Genomic DNA, 16766 nt, shown 5'->3' on the forward strand with positions numbered 1-16766 from the left:
CCGCTACCCGCCCGCGGTCAACGTGCGCCGTGGACGTGCGCCGTGACCAGCCGGGGATACTCCTCCAGCCAGTTCCGGCCCCTCTCGTCCACGAACGAGTTGGGCGGCGGGATGACCCCGTTGGCGGCCAGCCACGAACCCGGCGGGCGCTGCGTGCGGCGGATCCGGCTCTCGCTCGGCATCAGCTGCGGCGGGATCGGCGGCAGCCCGCCGGGATCGTGCCCCATCTGGGCCTCGGCCTCCAGCTCGGAGACGTCCTTCTCCTCGGTCATGCCGATCGGGCCGTGCCTGCGGGCGTTGAGGAACTGCCGGACCACCGGCTCGTCGCTGGAGAGCAGCATCTCCCTCGGCCCGAACATGATCAGCTCACGCCGGAACAGCAGGCCGATGTCGTCGGGCACCGTACGGGCGGTGTTGATGTCGTGGGTGACGATGAGGAAGGTCGCCTCGGTCTCCGCGTTGAGATCCACGATCAGCTGGTTGATGTAGGCCGTGCGAACCGGGTCGAGGCCCGAGTCGGGCTCGTCGAACAGGATGATCTCGGGGTCGAGGACCAGTGCCCTGGCCAGGCCCGCGCGCTTGCGCATGCCACCGGAGATCTCGCCGGGAAGCTTGCCTTCGGCGCCGGCCAGCCCGGCGAGCTCCATCTTCTCCATCACGATGCGGCGGATCTCGGTCTCGCTCTTCCTGGTGTGCTCGCGCAGCGGGAAGGCGACGTTGTCGTAGAGGTTGAGCGAGCCGAACAGCGCCCCGTCCTGGAACAGCACGCCGAACAGCCGTCTGAGCTCGTAGAGCTTGTTCTCACTGCAGTTGGCGAGGTCGTGCCCGTCGATCCAGATGTGGCCGCGTTCGGGCCTCAGCAGGCCCACCAGGGTCTTCAGGAAAACGGACTTGCCCGTGCCGGACGGGCCGAGCAGCACGGAGATCTCGCCGGCGGGAAGCGTCAGCGTGACGTCCTCCCAGATGACCTGCCTCCCGAAGGACTTGGTCAGACCCTCTACCACGACTTCGACGCCCACGTGCCGCCCTTCAGGAGCCCGCGGGACGTGCCCGTCCCGCGGCGTGCCGGAGACCTCGCCGACAGAACCTGCGACTGCATCAACCGTAGCCGCGATCGCCCGAATTGGAAGAGGGTCCAATAGCTTCCGCTGATCGTTATGCCGCGGTTATAAGACATCGCGTCCAACAGGGCGAACACAAAAAGAGCGGGCCACCGGCACCAGGTGGACCCGCTCTTTCCGGTAAGACGAACTACTTGACGGTGACCGTCGCGCCGGCACCCTCAAGGGCGGCCTTGGCCTTCTCGGCCTGCTCCTTGTTGACCTTGCCGTCGAAGACGGACTTGGGAGCGCCGTCAACGAGGTCCTTGGCCTCCTTGAGGCCCAGGCTCGTCAGGGCGCGGATCTCCTTGATGACCTGGATCTTCTTGTCGCCGGCGGCCTCGAGGACGACGTCGAACTCGTCCTGCTCCTCGACCTCTTCGGCAGCGGCCGCACCGGGGGCGGCAGCGGCGGCGACGGCGACCGGAGCGGCGGCCTTGACGTCGAAGGTCTCCTCGAAGAGCTTCACGAAGTCGGACAGCTCAAGGAGAGTCATCTCCTTGAAAGCGTCGAGCAGCTCGTCGGTGCTGAGCTTCGCCATGATGGTTCCTCCATACGGATCTGACTACTGGGAAAGTTGGGACCGCGGTTGCGTTAATCCCCTGTGACCGCCTGCGCGGACCTACTCGCCGGCGCCTTCGCGCTTGGCGCGCAGTGCCTCGGCCAGCTGAGCCATGTTGGTGGGCAGCGCGTTGAAGACGGCGGCCGCGTGGCCCTGCTTCGCCTTCATGGCACCGGCCAGCTTCGCGAGGAGAACCTCACGCGACTCGAGGTCGGCAAGCTTGGTGATCTCGTCCGGCGTCATCGACTTGCCGTCGACGACACCGCCCTTGATGACCAGGAGGGGATTGGCCTTGGCGAAGTCACGCAGACTCTTGGCAGCCTCGACCACGTCGCCGTTGACGAACGCGATCGCCGACGGACCCGCGAGCAGGTCGTTGAGCTGGTTGAACCCGGCCTCGGTGGCCGCGATCTTGGTCAGCGTGTTCTTCACCACGGCGAACTTCGCATTCTCACCGAGAGAAACGCGCAGCTGCTTGAGCTGGGCGACGGTGAGACCGCGGTATTCGGTCAGAACGGCAGCATTGGAGCCGTCGAAGCTGCTCTTCAGCTCAGCGACAGCCGTTGCCTTTTCTGCCTTCGCCATGGGCCTCCTTCCAGATGTGCCGCCGGGGTAAGGGCCCATGAAAAACAGACAAGCCCCGGCGCAGGCGCACGGGGCTCACATAAGGAGGTTAATCCAGATGAAAACTCACATCACACCTACGCGGGCCGTCCACTGACGTGGCTCCTTAGGTCATCAGGCCATGCGGCCTGACGACGACCGGCGGTCTTCGGCGTTGACAGCGTACGCCCTGCCGTCCACGAATGCCAAATCGGTCCTGGAAGCCGATCCCGCCCCCGCCGGCGGGAAAAGGCCCGCGCCCCCCGCCCGTGCGGGCGGGGGGCGCGAATCCCGGGAGAACCTCAGTTTCCGCCGCGGTGCTCGGGCAGGTCGCCCACCTGGTCGGCGGGCGGCGCGGTGATCTCGACGGGCTCGTTGAAGCCCTTGAAGAACGCCGTCAGGCTGAACGTCATATCCTGCTCGGAGCCGCCGAGCGTGACCTTGCGGGGCAGGCTCTGCGCATCGGCCCAGAGGTCGAACTTCACGTCCTTGACCCGCGAGAACTCCTCCTGGAGCTTCTCGCGCTTGGCCGGGTCGAGCAGCTGTGCGGCCTCGGCCACCGGGAAGGTGCCGCTGTAGTGGGTGGTGTCGACCCCGCCGACCGTTTCGGTGCCGACCGCCTTGACGTCCTTCGAGGCGGTCAGCAGCTTGACGGTGCCGGCCAGGTCGAACTGCTGGGCCTGGTCCATGAACCGCCTGACCCCGGCCTGCCCCTCGGCGTCGAGCTCGCTGAGCGGCATCTTGACCCACGGCTTGGTGGCGCCGGCGAACCTGCTGAGAAGCTCGGACTTCACATAGACCGTCTCACCCGACAGAATGGCCCGCGCCCCGCCGGGCACGTTCTGGCCGCCGAAGGTGAGCGTGTCGAGCTTGATGTCCGTCGCCAGCTGGGGCCTGCTCTGGTAGAGCATGCTGCCCTGGATCTTGCTCGCGCCCTTCTCTCGGCTGCTCGCGTCGAGAACCAGGTCCGCGGAGTAGGAGGTGACCTCCTCGGCCTTCTGCGCGCTCTGCTGCACCGCGTCGGCCGCGGCCAGTTTGACGTTTCCGAGGGAGCCGGTGCCCTGCGCACCGCATCCCGCGACCGCGACGAGCGCGGCCGCTCCCAGTGCCACTGCCGGAGCCAATCGGCGCATTTCGTCTTCATCCTTTCGTTCCCCCGATGATCCTGACTACGACAGTACGCGTCGGGAAAGCCGAGCGCGTCCTTCGGAAGAACGAAGAAGGGCCTCAACCGAATGGCCATTCGGTTGAGGCCCGCTGCGAAAGACGTCTGGTATCAGGCGTCGAGTTCGGCGGTCAGCGCCCGCGTCTGGTTGGGGTCGACCTGGATGCCGGGGCCCATGGACGTGGAGAAGACGACCTTCTTGACGTAGCGTCCCTTGGCCGCGGACGGCTTGAGACGGATCACCTCTTCGAGGGCGGCGGCGTAGTTCTCGATGAGCTGACGCTCGCCGAAGGACACCTTGCCGATGATGAAGTGCAGGTTCGCGTGCCGGTCGACACGGAACTCGATCTTGCCGCCCTTGATGTCGGTGACGGCCTTGCCGACGGCCGGGGTCACGGTGCCGGTCTTGGGGTTCGGCATCAGGCCACGGGGGCCGAGCACGCGGCCCAGGCGGCCGACCTTGCCCATGAGGTCCGGGGTGGCGACGACGGCGTCGAAGTCGAGGCGGCCCTTGGCGACCTCGTCGATCAGCTCGTCGGCACCGACGATGTCGGCACCCGCGGCGCGCGCCTCCTCGGCACGGTCACCGGTCGCGAAGACCAGGACCCGGGCGGTCTTGCCGGTGCCGTGCGGGAGGTTGACGGTGCCGCGGACCATCTGGTCGGCCTTGCGGGGGTCGACGCCCAGCCGCAGGGCCACCTCGACGGTGGCGTCGAACTTGGCGACGTTGGTCTCCTTGGCCAGCTTGGCCGCCTGGGCCGGGCTGTACAGGGTGTCGCGGTCGACCTGCGCCGCTGCGGCGCGGAATCCCTTGCTGCGCTTCACTTGCTCACTCCTGTGAATCCGAGTGTCCGTGGTGTGGGCCTGCGCCGGCCCCTCCACTTACTTCGACGTTTGGTGGTCTGACGCGATCGAGATCGCGTTCGCCGCCGTCCCCTGCTCGATCTCGCGGACGCGCTTCACGCCGCGAGGTCGCCGCCGGGTCCGTACGGCGGGTGTCGCTAGTCGGCGATCGTGATGCCCATCGACCGGGCGGTGCCGGCGATGATCTTCTCGGCCGCCTCGATGTCGTTGGCGTTGAGGTCCTGCATCTTGGTCTCGGCGATCTGGCGCAGCTGCTCCTTGGTGAGCTTGCCGACCTTGTCCTTCTGCGGGACGGCCGAACCCTTCGCGACACCGGCGGCCTTCTTGATCAGCTCAGGCGCCGGAGGCGTCTTCGTGACGAAGGTGAAGGTGCGGTCCTCGTAGATGGTGATCTCAACGGGGATGATGTTGCCGCGCTGGGCCTCGGTGGCAGCGTTGTACTGCTTCACGAAGTCCATGATGTTGACGCCGTGCGGACCGAGGGCGGTACCGACCGGCGGCGCGGGCGTGGCCTGGCCAGCGGGGAGCTGAACCTTGACCAGCGCGGCGAGCTTCTTCTTAGGAGGCATGCTTCTCTCCGGGTCCTTCTTCTCTGAACGGTGTTCCTACAGTCCCCGCGACCGCGGGGCCCACCACCGCTGGGCCCACGACGGCGACCGCAGCTTGGCCGGCACGGTGGACGGAACATCCCCGCGACCGCGGGGCAGACTGACGAAGTCTACGCGACCGGCCTAGATCTTCGAGACCTGGTTGAACGAGAGCTCGACCGGGGTCTCGCGGCCGAAGATCGACACGAGCACCTTGAGCTTCTGCGACTCGGCGCTGATCTCGCTGACCGTGGCGGGCAGCGTGGCGAACGGGCCGTCCATGACGGTGACGGACTCACCGACCTCGAAGTCGACGGTCGCGGCGGAGGCCTTCGCGGTCGACTTCTTGACCTCTTCCGACGGCTCGGGCGCGAGCAGCTTGGCGACCTCTTCGAGGCTCAGCGGGCTCGGCTTGTTGGAGAGGCCGACGAAGCCGGTCACGCCGGGCGTGTTACGCACCGCAGACCAGGACTCGTCGGTGAGCTCCATCCGGACCAGCACGTAGCCGGGCAGCACCCGCTCCTTGACCAGCTGGCGCTTGCCGCTCTTGATCTCGGTCACGTGGTGGGTGGGCACCTCGACCTGGAAGATGTAGTCCTCCATGTTGAGGGACTGCGTGCGGGTCTCGATGTTGGACTTCACGCGGTTCTCGTAACCGGCGTAGGAGTGGATGACGTACCACTCGCCGAACAGACCCCGCAGGTGCCGCTTGAACTCCTCGACCGGGTCGACGTCGGGAAGGACGTCACCGTCTTCGTCGACGGCGCCGGCCGGGGCCTGCTCGGCCTCGTTTTCGGCGTCGGCGTCGGTTTCGGCGTCGACATCCTGCCCGTCGAACTCGCCAGGCGAATCCTCGGTGACGTCTACGGCCTTCTCCAGCTCGTCCTCGCGCTCTTCGCGGGGCTCGCCGGCCGACTGTGCAGACTCGGACACGGTGCTCTTTCTCTTTTCGTCGATGGCTGATGGACTCGTCCGCAGGGCGGCCCGCCCGCCGGAGACCGCGGCTCAGGCTCCGCCGAAGATTCTCAGCACGCCCTCGGTGAACAGCGCGTCCAAAGCCGACACGATCCCGACCATGATCAGAACGAAGACCAGGACGATGATGGTGTACGAAATGAGGTCTTTGCGCGTGGGCCAGATGACCTTACGCAGCTCGGCGACAACCTGCCGATAGAAAAGGGCGGGAGAAGTGCGCTTCGTCTTCTTCTCACCGCTCGGCTTGTCTGCGGTTTCGCCGCGCGTGTCGATCGCCACAGTCCTCACCTGAATCCATCGAGTCCAACGCATATCAGCGGCGCGCTAGACGCCAGATGCGCGGACCGCTCCTCGCAGGGCACGAGGGACTCGAACCCCCAACCGCCGGTTTTGGAGACCGGTGCGCTACCAATTGCGCTAGTGCCCTAAGACATGAACCACCATACATCGGTTGGACCGAAGTTTGTCCGCGGCTCACGGTCTTGACCGCCGGTTCACGCATGCGGCGGAAAGAACATGCCGGAGTCTACGGGTGATTGCCCACTTCGTCGAACCGGCGGGCGATCGCCCAGCTCGGCGAATCTCTCCCGGGCCGCTCGGGCCTGCCGGAGCGGCCCGTCCGGATGGTGGATACCCGGCGGGAACAGCGGCACAGGTCTGTAACCATGGAGGTATGACCCGTCCCCGCATCTCAACACGCATCTCCGCGATCTCAGAGTCCGCCACGCTGGCCGTGGACGCCAAGGCCAAGGCGATGAAGGCGGCAGGCCGCCCGGTCATCGGCTTCGGCGCCGGCGAGCCGGACTTCGCCACTCCGGACTACATCGTCGAGGCGGCCGTCGAGGCGTGCCGGAACCCCAGGTTCCACAAGTACACGCCGGCCGGCGGCCTTCCCGAGCTGAAGCAGGCCATCGCCGACAAGACGCTCCGCGACTCCGGCTACCAGGTCGACGCGGCCCAGGTCCTGGTCACCAACGGCGGCAAGCAGGCCGTCTACGAGGCGTTCGCCACGCTGCTCGACCCGGGCGACGAGGTTCTGGTCGTCGCCCCCTACTGGACCACCTACCCCGAGGCGATCAAGCTGGCCGGCGGCGTCCAGGTCGACGTGGTGACCGACGAGACGACCGGCTACCTGGCGAGCGTGGAGCAGCTGGAGGCGGCGCGCACCGACCGGACCAAGGTCCTGCTGTTCGTCTCCCCGTCCAACCCGACCGGCGCGGTGTACTCCCCCGAGCAGGTCACCCAGATCGGCCGCTGGGCCGCCGAGCACGACCTGTGGGTCGTCACGGACGAGATCTACGAGCACCTGACCTACGGCGACGCGACGTTCGCGAGCATCGCCACGGTGGCCCCCGAGCTGGGCGACAAGGTGGTGATCCTCAACGGCGTCGCCAAGACCTACGCGATGACCGGCTGGCGGGTGGGCTGGATGATCGGCCCCAAGGACGTCGTCAAGGCCGCGACCAACCTGCAGTCGCACGCCACCTCCAACGTCTCCAACGTCGCCCAGATCGCCGCGCTGGCCGCCGTCGGCGGCGACCTGTCGGCCGTGGCCCGGATGCGCGAGGCCTTCGACCGCCGCCGCCAGACCATGGTCCGGATGCTCAACGAGATCCCGGGCGTGTTCTGCCCCGAACCGAAGGGCGCCTTCTACGCCTACCCGTCGGTCAAGGAGCTGCTGGGCAAGGACTTCGGCGGCCGCCGCCCGGCGACCTCCGCCGAGCTGGCCGAGCTCGTCCTGGAGGAGGCCGAGGTGGCCGTCGTCCCCGGGGAGGCGTTCGGCACCCCGGGCTACTTCCGCCTGTCCTACGCGCTCGGCGACGACGACCTGGTCGAAGGCGTGGGCCGCATCGTCAAGTTCCTCGGCCAGGCCCGCTGAGCGCCTCTCCAGGGCCGGCCGCCCCCCTCCCCGCCCGGTCGGGCTCCGACCGGCGGGGTGGCGGCGGACGGCCTCGGTACGCGCCGGACGAGTCCGGTTCAGTCGCGCAGGGCGTAGGTCACCGCGGACTCGAAGTGGGAGGCCGCCCCCTCGGCGAGGGCCCGCGCGTAGGCGGTCTCTCCGATCAGACCCTCGGCGCGGGCAGCGGCGGCCTCGCGGAGCCCGGTCATGGTGTCGGCCCCGAGGCCGGGCAGCCCGAAACCGCTCCAGATGCGCTGCGCGGCGCCGAGGAGCCAGGCGGCGCGGAAGCCGTCACCCACGGCCGCGGCGATCCGGGCGAGCTGGTCGATGGCGAGCACACCGCCGACCGCGTCTCGCAGCCCCCAGCTGACCTCCAGCGCCGCCTTGGCCGCCGCTGAGGCCTCGGCGGCCTCCCCCCGGCCCAGAAGGGCCAGAGAGCGGATGTAGTCGCTCAGAGCTCGCTGGGAGAGCTCTCCACGCGCCTCGCAGTGCCGGCGCGTCTCGCGCAGGATCTCCACCGCCTTGTCGAAGTCGCCGTCGAAGGTGGCGGCCATGGCCAGGAGGAGGGGAACGGAGAACAGGCCCGACGAGGTGGGCTCGGCCTGCCGTAACCCGGCGGCTCCGCGCAGCGCGTACCCCCGCGCGCCCTCCAGGTCGCCGACGAGCAGGCAGGCCCCGGCGAGGCGGAGGTGGGCGTGGGCCTCGGTCTCGCCGTCGCCGTGGCGCCGGGCGCTCTCGGCGCTCTCCGTGGCCCGCTCGCGCGCCAGAGGTATGTCGCCCGCGAGGAGCGCGAGGTGGGCGGCGACCCAGAGCGGTCTTGACCTGGCTCGGTCCGGGGCCGGTACGGCGGCCAGCGCGCGGTCGAGGTAGTGGCGGCCCTCGCGGACGAGGCCCAGGTGACACCAGAGAACCCACAGGGCTCCGGCCAGCTCCAGAGCGGCGCGGTGGTCGCCGTCCGCGAGGCAGCGGTCGAGTGCCGCGCGGATGTTGGACAGCTCCCCGCGCGCCCAGCGCGCCCATTCGAGCTGGCGGGGGCCGCACCACTGGGCGTCCATGCGGTGGGCGGCGGCCAGGTAGTGATCACGGTGGCGGCGGCGCATCAGGGCGCCCTCGCCCAGCTCGTCGAGCCAGTCGCGCCCGTAGTCCCTGATGGTGTCGAGCAGGCGGTAGCGATCGCCCACCCGGGCGACGACCGACTTGGCCACGAGCACGGCGAGCACGCCCGCCACGTCGGGCAGGCACTCGTCCGCGCAGACGCCGCGCGCCGACTCCTCGTCGAAGGTGCCCGCGAAGACCGACAGGCGGGCCCAGAGCAGGCGTTCGGCGGGCGTGCAGAGCTCGTGACTCCAGCCGGCCGCGGTGCGCAGCGTGTGGTGGCGTACGAGGACCCTCTCGCCGTCGGCCGGCAGCCTGAAGCGGTCTTCGAGCTGGTCGGCGAGCTGGATCGCCGACAGGCCCCGCGCGTGACTGGCCGCCAGCTCGATGGCGAGCGGGACGCCGTCGAGCCTCCGGCAGAGCCTGGCGACGGCCATCATGGCCCGCTCGTCCGTGCGCAGCCCTGGGGCGACGGCCGTCGCCCGGTCCAGGAAGAGGCTCATCACGTCGTACCCCGCGAGGTCGGCGGCCTCGGGCGGGGGGACGGGAAAGGGGTCGACGCCCATCACGACCTCGTACGGCAGGCAGAGCTCCTGGCGGCTGGTCACGATGATCCGGACGTCGGGCGCGCCGGTCAGGATGGCCGTGACCATGGCGGCACAGGGATCGACGAGGTGCTCGCAGGTGTCCAGGACGAGCAGGAGCCGCCGGTCGGCGAGGAACTCGACGAGGGACGCGAGTGCCGGGCGTCCGGCCCGCGCGCGCAGGCCGAACATCCCGGCGACGTGGCCGGCGAGCAGGTCGCCGTCCGTCTCCGAGGAGAGTTCGGCCACCCAGACGCCGTCGGGGTAGTCGTCGCGGACGCTCCGCGCCGCCTGGAGGGCGAGACGTGTCTTGCCGACGCCCCCGGCGCCGTGCAGGGTGAGCAGGCGCGTTCCGGTGAGGAGTTTCGTGATCTCGTCAAGCTCGGCGGCGCGTCCGAAGAAACTGTTCATCGCGACCGGCAGGTTGCCGCGCGGCATCAAGAAAGATCCCCCCGGATCGCGTGTTCCACGGCGTCGCGCAGGCTGATCGAACCTCCTCGCTCCTCCAGCCGGTCGAACTCCGCCCTGCCCAGACGCCCGCGCAGCCTCAGCTCGGACGTACGGATCAGGCTCGCGATCATGGGTGAGCGGCTGGGCGGGACCCCGGCGTCCTTCCAGGCGGCGCGGGAGGCCCCGAACATGGTGGCGGCGAAGATGTCGTCGGCGGATGATTCGGCGATCACGACGAACACCTCCAGCGCCTCCATCAGCGAGATGGTGTCGCCGAACAGGCGGCCGCCGCGCAGGGAGTCACGGGCGGACTCCGCGGCGGACGCGGTGTTGCCGAGGAGGTGCTTGGCCTGGCCCAGGAGGAGGTCGAGGCGGATGAGGGTCCAGTAGTCGCCGCAGGACTCGCAGAGCTCACGTCCCTCCCGCAGGATGGACACGGCCTGGTCGTGGTGGCCGGCGAGCATCATGGCGGTGGCGACCACCGTGTAGGTGGGCAGGAAGCCGGGGAAGACGTTGCCGGTGGAGCGGTGGCGCACCCGGGCGTGCTTGATGAGCCGCAGGGCCTCGCCCACGTCGCCCCTGACGACGGCCAGGTGGGCCTGGAACTGGCTGACGTAGGCCGTGGCGTAGCCGTTGGCGTCCTCGGCCGCGCACTCGGTGAGGATCCGCTCGGCGCGTTCGAGGTCGCCGCGCTGGATCGAGACCCACGCGTGCACCCAGAGCGCCTTGACCCGCTCGGGACTGACCGTGCGGTCGAGGTCGAGGCCGCGCTGGAGGAGGTCGTCGCCGGGTGCCTGCATGCCGCAGCACGCCCACAGGAACCACAGGTTGCCGACCAGGTCGAGACCGCGGCGGTACTCCTGCGGCCGGGAGTAGCAGTATTCGATGGCACCGCGCATGTTGCCGCATTCGAGGACCAGCCTGCGGTACCACTCGAGCTGGCGGCCCTGCCAGCTCATCTCGGCGCGGGCGGACAGGGCGAGGAAGTGGTCACGGTGGCGGCGCTGGATCTCCTCGGTCTCGCCGAGCCGGTCGAGCCAGACCAGGCCGAACTCGCGGACCGTGTTGAGCAGGCGGTAGCGGACCCCGTTCTCGCCCTCCTCGCGGACCAGCACGGACTTGTCGAGCAGACCCAGCAGGCCGTCGAGGATGTCCTTGGCGGCGAGGACGCCGCCGGCGCAGACCTCCTCGGCGGCCTCGATGTCGAAGGTGCCGGCGAAAACCGAGGCCCGTGCCCACAGCAGGCGTTCCGGTGGGGTGCAGAGTTCGTGGCTCCAGCCGAGGGCGACGCGCATGGAGCTGTGCCGCCGCGGAGCGGAGGGGAGCCGGTGCGGTTCCGCGTCGTGCCCTTCGCCGTGGGTTCCACGACCGGCCGAGGGGTCCGTACGGCTCTCGAAGGCCGCGGCGAGCTCGTCGGGCGAGGCCATGCGGCCGTCGAAGGCGGCGAGCCCGGCCGTGGAGAGCGGGCGGCCGTCGAGGGTGACGAGCCCGTCGAGGATCCCGGGGCCTCCTCCGGCCACGGCGAGCCGGATCGCCAGCGGCAGGTTGTCGAGGCGCCCGCAGAGCTCGGCCGCGTCGGGGCCGCCGAGCAGGCCGCCGGTGAGGGTGCCGATCAGGCTGACGGCGTCGGCGTCGGGCAGACCGCCGATCGGGTAGAGGTGCTCGCCGGGCAGGCCCAGCCGCTGCCTGCTGGTGGCCAGGACACGTAGTCCCTCGACCGAGCGCAGCAGCAGGCCGACCAGGATGCCCGTGACGCCGACGACGCGGTCGCAGGTGTCGAGGACGAGCAGGGTCCGGCGCGTGACGAGCTCGTCGACCAGTGCCCGCAGTGCGGGAACGCCCGGCCTCCGGCGGACGCCGATCGCGTCGGCGAACGTCTCGGCCAGGGAGTCGAGGTCGCCGGGCGCCTCCGAAAGCTCCACGATGTGGACGCCGTCCGGGAACCGGGGTTCGAGGGTGCGGGCCAGCCGCCGGGCGACGCAGGTCTTGCCGGCTCCGGCCGGACCGGTCAGCGTGACGTGCCGCACCCTTTCGAGCAGTGCGGAGACGTCGGCGAGTTCGGTCTCCCTGCCGACGAAGACGTCCGCTTTCATGGCAGCCCCAGCGTCCTGACAACGTGTGCGTCCACCGTCGCACGGAGACATGGTCCGCTGAAAGCCCGTTTCCTAGATTTCCTAGATATAACGGGGGATGCGGCAAGGACGGGCACTTCCGAAAACCGGCCACACCCGCCCCGAAATAACCTCCTCGTCGCCTTCTGCCATACAGGTCCCCTTTCGCCTCCGCAGCGCGCGAGCGGACCGTCAGGTCGGGACCAAAGAACACCGGGGAGTACCGGAGGTACGGCACTCTATTGAAATGCCACGTCCCCTCAGCGAACTGCCCAAGGCACACCTGCACCTGCACCTCACCGGCTCCATGCGGCACTCGACCCTTGTCGAGCTGGCCCGCGAACACGGCCTGCACCTTCCCGACGCGCTTGAGGAGGACTGGCCACCTCGGCTGCGCGCCACCGACGAGCGGGGCTGGTTCCGGTTCCAGCGGCTGTACGACATCGCGCGCTCCGTCCTGCAGCGGGAGAGCGACGTCTACCGGCTGCTGCGCGAGGCGGCCGAGGACGAGGCGGCCGAGGGATCGGCCTGGCTGGAGATCCAGATCGACCCGTCCGGGTACGCGTCGAGGTTCGGCGGGCTCACCTCGGCCATGGAGCTGATGCTCGACGCGACGCGCAGGGCCGCCGACCACGCGGGAATAGGAATCGCGGTCGTGGTGGCCGCCAACCGCACCCGCCACCCCCTCGACGCCAAGACCCTCGCCCGCCTCGCCACGCACTACATGGACCAGGGCGTGATCGGGTTCGGGCTCTCCAACGACGAGCGGCGCGGCCGGGCCCGTGACTTCGACGGGGCCTTCCGGCTGGCCAAGCGGGCGGGCCTGCTGGCCGTGCCGCACGGCGGGGAGCTGCTGGGCGCCGCCAGCGTGGCCGAGTGCGTCGACGTGCTGGACGCCGACCGGGTCGGGCACGGGGTGAGGGCGGCCGAGTCGCCACAGCTCATGGAACGCCTCGCCGCCCGGGGGATCACCTGCGAGGTCTGCCCGACCTCCAACGTCGGTCTCGGGGTGGCCGAGCGGGCCGAGGACGTACCGCTGCGGCGCCTGTTCGAGGCGGGGGTGCCGATCGCGCTGGGCGCCGACGACCCGCTGCTGTTCGGTGCCAGGCTGCTGCCCCAGTACGAGCTCGCCAGGCAGGTGTACGGCTTCTCCGATCCGGAACTGGCCGAGCTGGCCCGCCAGTCGATACGGGCGTCGGCGGCACCGGAGACGGTGCGCAAGAAGCTCCTCCAGGGGATCGACGACTGGCTGGCCTCAGCGGACTGAGCGGGCGATCTCCAGGGCGCGGCCGATGTCCCCGGGTCCCTCAAGGCGCAGGCCGACCTGCCCTCGCCGCCAGATGAGGGTGGGCCCGGCCGCGCGGGGGCGGGCCTCGGCCTCACCGCCGCCCCGGGGCAGGTAGGTCAGGCCGTGATGGGCCGGGATCCACTGTGCCTGCGCGTCACCCACGCGGGTCTCCTGCGGCCAGGGCGGCCCCAGCTCCTTCCGGTAGACGGGCAGGAGGCCACCGTCGTACTCGTCCAGCCTGAGGCCGGGCCAGAGCAGCGAGACCACCCGGCCGCCGTCGCTCACCCTGACCTCGGCGGGCTCGCCGAGCGCGGCGGGGACGGCGATCGGGAACGCCACCTGCCGTCCGGCCTGCTCCAGGGTGACCCGCCGCTCGCCCGGCAGCGGCCGGGGCGCCCAGGACGGCAGGGGCCCGGGGTCACCGATCCTGAGCTCGACGCCCGCGAAGCGCAGGATCTCCACCACCGCCGCTCTTCCCACGGGCGTCGCCCCCAGGAACAGCGCGACGAGGATCGCGACGGCGGCGACCACCGCCCGCCTCCGCGCCCGCCCGCCGACCCGCAGCGCCCCCCACCCCCGCCGGAGCGCTCCCCGGCCACCCGTGACCGCGGGCGCCTCGGGGACGGGCTCTTCCAGGCGGGCCCGTACGGCCCGCGCGACCTCGGCGGGGGGTGGGGAGGGGACGTCGAGGAACTCGCCGAGGTCGCGGAGCCTGGCCTCGAGGTCGTCAGATGAGGTCACGCGCCACCTCCTCGCGCAGACGGGCCAGGCCACGGGAGGTCCGTGACTTGACGGTGCCGACGGGAAGACCGAGCACCTGGGCGGTCTCGGCCTCCGACAGCTGAAGGAGATACCGACAGACGACGGTCTCGCGTTCCCGCTCGGGCAGCGTACGCACCGCGTCGAGGAGCCGCGCCCGCCGGTCGGTGGTGACGGCCGCCTCCTCCGGGGCCTCACCCACCGGCGGGACGGCCTCGGTGAGCCGCGCGGCCAGCCTGTCCCTGCGGCCCCGGGAGCGGGTCAGGTTGTGCGTCTCGTTCGCCACGATCCGCAGCAACCAGGGGCGGAACGGCGCGTCCCGGCGGAAGGACGCCAGGTTGCGGTACGCCTTGACGAACGCCTCCTGGACCACGTCCTCGGCCTCGTCGGCGGCCCCGAGCATGGCCGCGGTGCGGTGCGCGAGCACGCTGTAGCGGGCGACCAGGACCTCGTAGGCGTCCAGGTCGCCTGCCAGCGATCGGGCGATCGCCTCGTCGTCGTCCGTCGGGGGGCTCCTTCGCGGATGTCTGAGAGATTCCACCGCATGCGTGCCGTGTCGCGAAACCCCCTCGGGCGAGTGCGCTCAGTGGAGGGCGTAGGCGACCGCCGCGTCCGGGTCGGTCTCGTACCCCTCGGCGAAGATCGCGTCGTAGGTCTCGTCACCGAGCAGTTGCCTGGCCGTCCGCTCGGCGACGGTTCTCGGCTCGGACATGCCCGCCTGGCCGAGGCCCCGCAACCCGAAGGTGGCCCACAGCCGTACCACCGCCCCCTGGAGCCTGGCCGTGCGGCGGCCGTCGCCCTCGACCGCGGCGATCACCGCGAGCTGGTCGACGGCCAGTGCCACGCCGGTGGCGTCGCGCAGGCGCCACTTGACGTCGAGCGACTGCCGGGCGGCCTCCGCCGCCTCGCTCACCCTGCCGAGCCCCAGCTGGGCGATGGACAGGACGTAGTCGCCGCAGGCGCGGGCCCAGCGCTCGCCGTGCGCGTCACAGAGCCGCTGCACCTCCTTGAGCACCGAGACGGCCCTGTCGAACTCGCCGCGCCAGGTGACCGCCATCGCCATGGTCACCAGGGCGAGGGGTTCGCCGACCGTGTCGGCCTCCGCCCTGCGGAAGTACTCGCGCACGCGCTCGACGCACGGCTCGACCTCGTCGAGGGCGCCGGCGCACAGGGCACGGCCGGCCAGCCGGAGCTGGGCGTGCCCGGCCGCCGCGTAGTCGCCCCAGTCGAGGGCCGCGGACAGCGCCGCCTCGGCCCTGCGGCGCCCCCTCTCCAGCTCACCCCTGGCGATGGCCACGCAGCCGTCGGCCCACAGGAGTCTGGGCAGGTGCGGGTCGGTGACGGAGGCCGATTCGAGTACGCGTGCCATGTGGTGGCGGCCCTCGTTCGATCGGCCCAGGCAGAACCAGAGGATCCAGAGCGTGCCGGCGAGCTCGACGGAGACCGGGGAGGCGGGGTCGAGGGCGAGACGCAGGTCGGTCATGGCGAAGGCGAGGCGGGCGGCCCACTCCTCCTGCCCTGGGCCGTACCAGCCGGTCTCGGCCCTGCGCGCCAGGTCGAGGTAGTGGTGGCGATGCCGCCGCACCAGCCTGGCCTCGTCCCCGAGCAGGGCCAGCCGCTCCCTGCCGTACTCCCTGACCGTGACCGGCTGACGGTAGCCGCCGGGAACCCGGACCAGGAGGAACCTTCTCGCCAGGCTTTCCAGCAGGTCCGGTACGTCACCCAGGTGCTCGTCGCCGCACACCCGCTCGGCGTCGGCCGCGTCGAAGTTTCCCGCGAAGACCGAGAGCCTGGCCCAGAGCAGGCGTTCCCCTGGTCCGCAGAGCTCGTGGCTCCACCTGATCGCGGCCCGTACGGTCCGGTGGCGAGGCACCGGTGCCCGGCTGTCGGGCTGGGACTCGAACCGGCTCTCCAGGTGGTCGGCGAGCCGCTCCACCGGCATGTCCCCCAGCCATCCGGCGGCCAGTTCGACGGCGAGCGGGACGCCGTCCAGCCGCCGGCAGATCCTGGCCGCGGCCGCCAGGCCGGTCTCGGTCGCCTCCAGGCCGGGCGCCACGGCGGCGGCCCGGTCTAGGAGGAGGCGGAGCGCGTCGTCCCCCGCCATCCCCTCCTCCTGCGGCCACGGCGCGTCGAAGGGCCCGACGGGCAGCAGCGCCTCCTGCGGCAGCCCGAGCGGCCGGCGGGAGGTCGCGATGATCCGCACCCCCGGCGCCGCCGCCAGGATCTGGGCGACGAGGTCGCGGCAGGCGGGCAGGAGGTGCTCGCAGTTGTCGAGGAGCAGCAGGAGCCTCCTGCCCGCGAGGAACTCGACGAGCGTCTCGTCCGCTGTCCGCGCGGACCGCTCGGGGATGCCGAGGACCGCCGCGACCGTGTGGGCGAGCAGGTCGCCGTCGCGCTCGCCGGACAGCTCCACCAGCCAGGTGCCGTCCGGGTGGTGCTCGTGCCGCCGGCGTGCGGCCCTGATCGCGATCCGTGACTTGCCGATGCCGCCGACACCGGTGACCGTGGTCAGCGGTGTGTCGGCCAGCAGCTTCAGCAGCCGCCGCACCTCGCCTTCCCGGCCGATGAAGCCATCCGTCTCCGCGGGCAGGTTCCCCCGCCACCATTGGGCCTGTTCCATCGGTTCGCGCTCCTTCTCCACTTACCGGGAATAGCACTCCTCTCAAATCACGGACCGGCCGACCGGCGATTCCCCAGGGGGGTTTCCTTGTCCCCCGGTGCAA

General features: G+C 70.6%; 15 protein-coding genes and 1 tRNA gene. 2 read left to right on the top strand and 14 right to left on the bottom strand.

Going from position 1 to position 16766, the window contains the following annotated elements:
* Positions 1-17 precede the first annotated feature (17 nt).
* The 9 genes from ACFQVD_RS25730 to ACFQVD_RS25770 all read right to left on the bottom strand — a co-directional run bounded on the left by ACFQVD_RS25730 (position 18) and on the right by ACFQVD_RS25770 (position 6283).
* Positions 18-1019 carry an ABC transporter ATP-binding protein gene (locus ACFQVD_RS25730; RefSeq protein ID WP_343968359.1) on the bottom strand — a complete coding sequence of 334 codons (1002 nt, stop codon included), beginning with the start codon at positions 1017-1019 and terminating at the stop codon, positions 18-20.
* 232 nt (positions 1020-1251) lie between these two features.
* A complete protein-coding gene (gene rplL / locus ACFQVD_RS25735) occupies positions 1252-1641 on the bottom strand; it encodes a 50S ribosomal protein L7/L12 (RefSeq protein WP_030923997.1) in 390 nt (129 codons plus the stop codon).
* Between the two features lie 81 nt (positions 1642-1722).
* Positions 1723-2247 carry a 50S ribosomal protein L10 gene (gene rplJ / locus ACFQVD_RS25740; protein WP_343968364.1) on the bottom strand — a complete coding sequence of 175 codons (525 nt, stop codon included), beginning with the start codon at positions 2245-2247 and terminating at the stop codon, positions 1723-1725.
* Between the two features lie 320 nt (positions 2248-2567).
* Positions 2568-3398: an LppX_LprAFG lipoprotein gene (locus ACFQVD_RS25745; RefSeq protein WP_343968366.1), complete on the bottom strand. Its 831-nt coding sequence runs from the start codon at positions 3396-3398 to the stop codon at positions 2568-2570.
* A gap of 143 nt (positions 3399-3541) precedes the next feature.
* The gene (rplA, locus tag ACFQVD_RS25750) at positions 3542-4255 is read right to left on the bottom strand and encodes a 50S ribosomal protein L1 (protein WP_030923988.1); all 714 of its coding nucleotides are present in this window, start codon (positions 4253-4255) and stop codon (positions 3542-3544) included.
* Between the two features lie 176 nt (positions 4256-4431).
* On the bottom strand, positions 4432-4863 hold the full coding sequence (rplK, locus tag ACFQVD_RS25755) for a 50S ribosomal protein L11 (protein ID WP_343968369.1): 432 nt from the start codon (positions 4861-4863) through the stop codon (positions 4432-4434).
* A gap of 162 nt (positions 4864-5025) precedes the next feature.
* Entirely contained in the window at positions 5026-5814 is a 789-nt protein-coding gene (gene nusG, locus ACFQVD_RS25760) for a transcription termination/antitermination protein NusG (RefSeq protein ID WP_343968371.1), read from the bottom strand.
* Positions 5815-5886: 72 nt separating this feature from the next.
* The gene (gene secE / locus ACFQVD_RS25765) at positions 5887-6135 is read right to left on the bottom strand and encodes a preprotein translocase subunit SecE (protein ID WP_329089906.1); all 249 of its coding nucleotides are present in this window, start codon (positions 6133-6135) and stop codon (positions 5887-5889) included.
* 75 nt (positions 6136-6210) lie between these two features.
* A tRNA-Trp gene (locus ACFQVD_RS25770) sits at positions 6211-6283 on the bottom strand.
* A 246-nt stretch (positions 6284-6529) separates the two neighbouring features.
* Here ACFQVD_RS25770 and ACFQVD_RS25775 point away from each other — a divergent pair.
* Positions 6530-7735 carry a pyridoxal phosphate-dependent aminotransferase gene (locus ACFQVD_RS25775; RefSeq protein ID WP_343968375.1) on the top strand — a complete coding sequence of 402 codons (1206 nt, stop codon included), beginning with the start codon at positions 6530-6532 and terminating at the stop codon, positions 7733-7735.
* Positions 7736-7833: 98 nt separating this feature from the next.
* Here ACFQVD_RS25775 and ACFQVD_RS25780 read toward each other — a convergent pair whose 3' ends face one another.
* On the bottom strand, positions 7834-9873 hold the full coding sequence (locus ACFQVD_RS25780; protein ID WP_343968377.1) for an ATP-binding protein: 2040 nt from the start codon (positions 9871-9873) through the stop codon (positions 7834-7836).
* Entirely contained in the window at positions 9873-11978 is a 2106-nt protein-coding gene (locus ACFQVD_RS25785; protein WP_343968379.1) for an ATP-binding protein, read from the bottom strand. Before ACFQVD_RS25785 ends, ACFQVD_RS25780 begins: the two co-directional genes overlap by 1 nt.
* Before the next feature lie 265 nt (positions 11979-12243).
* Here ACFQVD_RS25785 and ACFQVD_RS25790 point away from each other — a divergent pair, with 265 nt between their 5' ends.
* Positions 12244-13263 (top strand): adenosine deaminase, encoded by a 1020-nt coding sequence (locus ACFQVD_RS25790; RefSeq protein ID WP_343968382.1) that lies wholly within the window; start codon positions 12244-12246, stop codon positions 13261-13263.
* Here the strand turns inward: ACFQVD_RS25790 and ACFQVD_RS25795 are convergent.
* The 3 genes from ACFQVD_RS25795 to ACFQVD_RS25805 are packed head-to-tail and all read right to left on the bottom strand — an operon-like array spanning position 13252 to position 16663.
* Positions 13252-14025, bottom strand: coding sequence for a hypothetical protein (locus ACFQVD_RS25795; protein ID WP_343968384.1), 774 nt, complete (start codon positions 14023-14025; stop codon positions 13252-13254). The genes ACFQVD_RS25790 and ACFQVD_RS25795 overlap by 12 nt on opposite strands.
* A complete protein-coding gene (locus tag ACFQVD_RS25800) occupies positions 14012-14584 on the bottom strand; it encodes an RNA polymerase sigma factor (RefSeq protein WP_343968386.1) in 573 nt (190 codons plus the stop codon). Before ACFQVD_RS25800 ends, ACFQVD_RS25795 begins: the two co-directional genes overlap by 14 nt.
* A 42-nt stretch (positions 14585-14626) precedes the next feature.
* Positions 14627-16663, bottom strand: coding sequence for an ATP-binding protein (locus ACFQVD_RS25805; RefSeq protein WP_364146900.1), 2037 nt, complete (start codon positions 16661-16663; stop codon positions 14627-14629).
* Between the last annotated feature and the right edge of the window lie 103 nt (positions 16664-16766).

This window comes from Streptosporangium amethystogenes subsp. fukuiense (assembly GCF_042665875.1).
GTDB classification, from domain to species: domain Bacteria; phylum Actinomycetota; class Actinomycetes; order Streptosporangiales; family Streptosporangiaceae; genus Streptosporangium; species Streptosporangium fukuiense.

Bases quoted from the DNA above. Each gene is read 5' to 3' on its own strand.
- rplL (WP_030923997.1), bottom strand. From the start codon at position 1,641: ATGGCGAAGCTCAGCACCGACGAGCTGCTCGACGCTTTCAAGGAGATG.
- rplJ (WP_343968364.1), bottom strand. From the start codon at position 2,247: ATGGCGAAGGCAGAAAAGGCAACGGCTGTCGCTGAGCTGAAGAGCAGC.
- ACFQVD_RS25745 (WP_343968366.1), bottom strand. From the start codon at position 3,398: ATGCGCCGATTGGCTCCGGCAGTGGCACTGGGAGCGGCCGCGCTCGTC.
- rplK (WP_343968369.1), bottom strand. From the start codon at position 4,863: ATGCCTCCTAAGAAGAAGCTCGCCGCGCTGGTCAAGGTTCAGCTCCCC.
- ACFQVD_RS25775 (WP_343968375.1), top strand. From the start codon at position 6,530: ATGACCCGTCCCCGCATCTCAACACGCATCTCCGCGATCTCAGAGTCC.
- ACFQVD_RS25780 (WP_343968377.1), bottom strand. From the start codon at position 9,873: ATGCCGCGCGGCAACCTGCCGGTCGCGATGAACAGTTTCTTCGGACGC.
- ACFQVD_RS25785 (WP_343968379.1), bottom strand. From the start codon at position 11,978: ATGAAAGCGGACGTCTTCGTCGGCAGGGAGACCGAACTCGCCGACGTC.
- ACFQVD_RS25790 (WP_343968382.1), top strand. From the start codon at position 12,244: ATGCCACGTCCCCTCAGCGAACTGCCCAAGGCACACCTGCACCTGCAC.
- ACFQVD_RS25805 (WP_364146900.1), bottom strand. From the start codon at position 16,663: ATGGAACAGGCCCAATGGTGGCGGGGGAACCTGCCCGCGGAGACGGAT.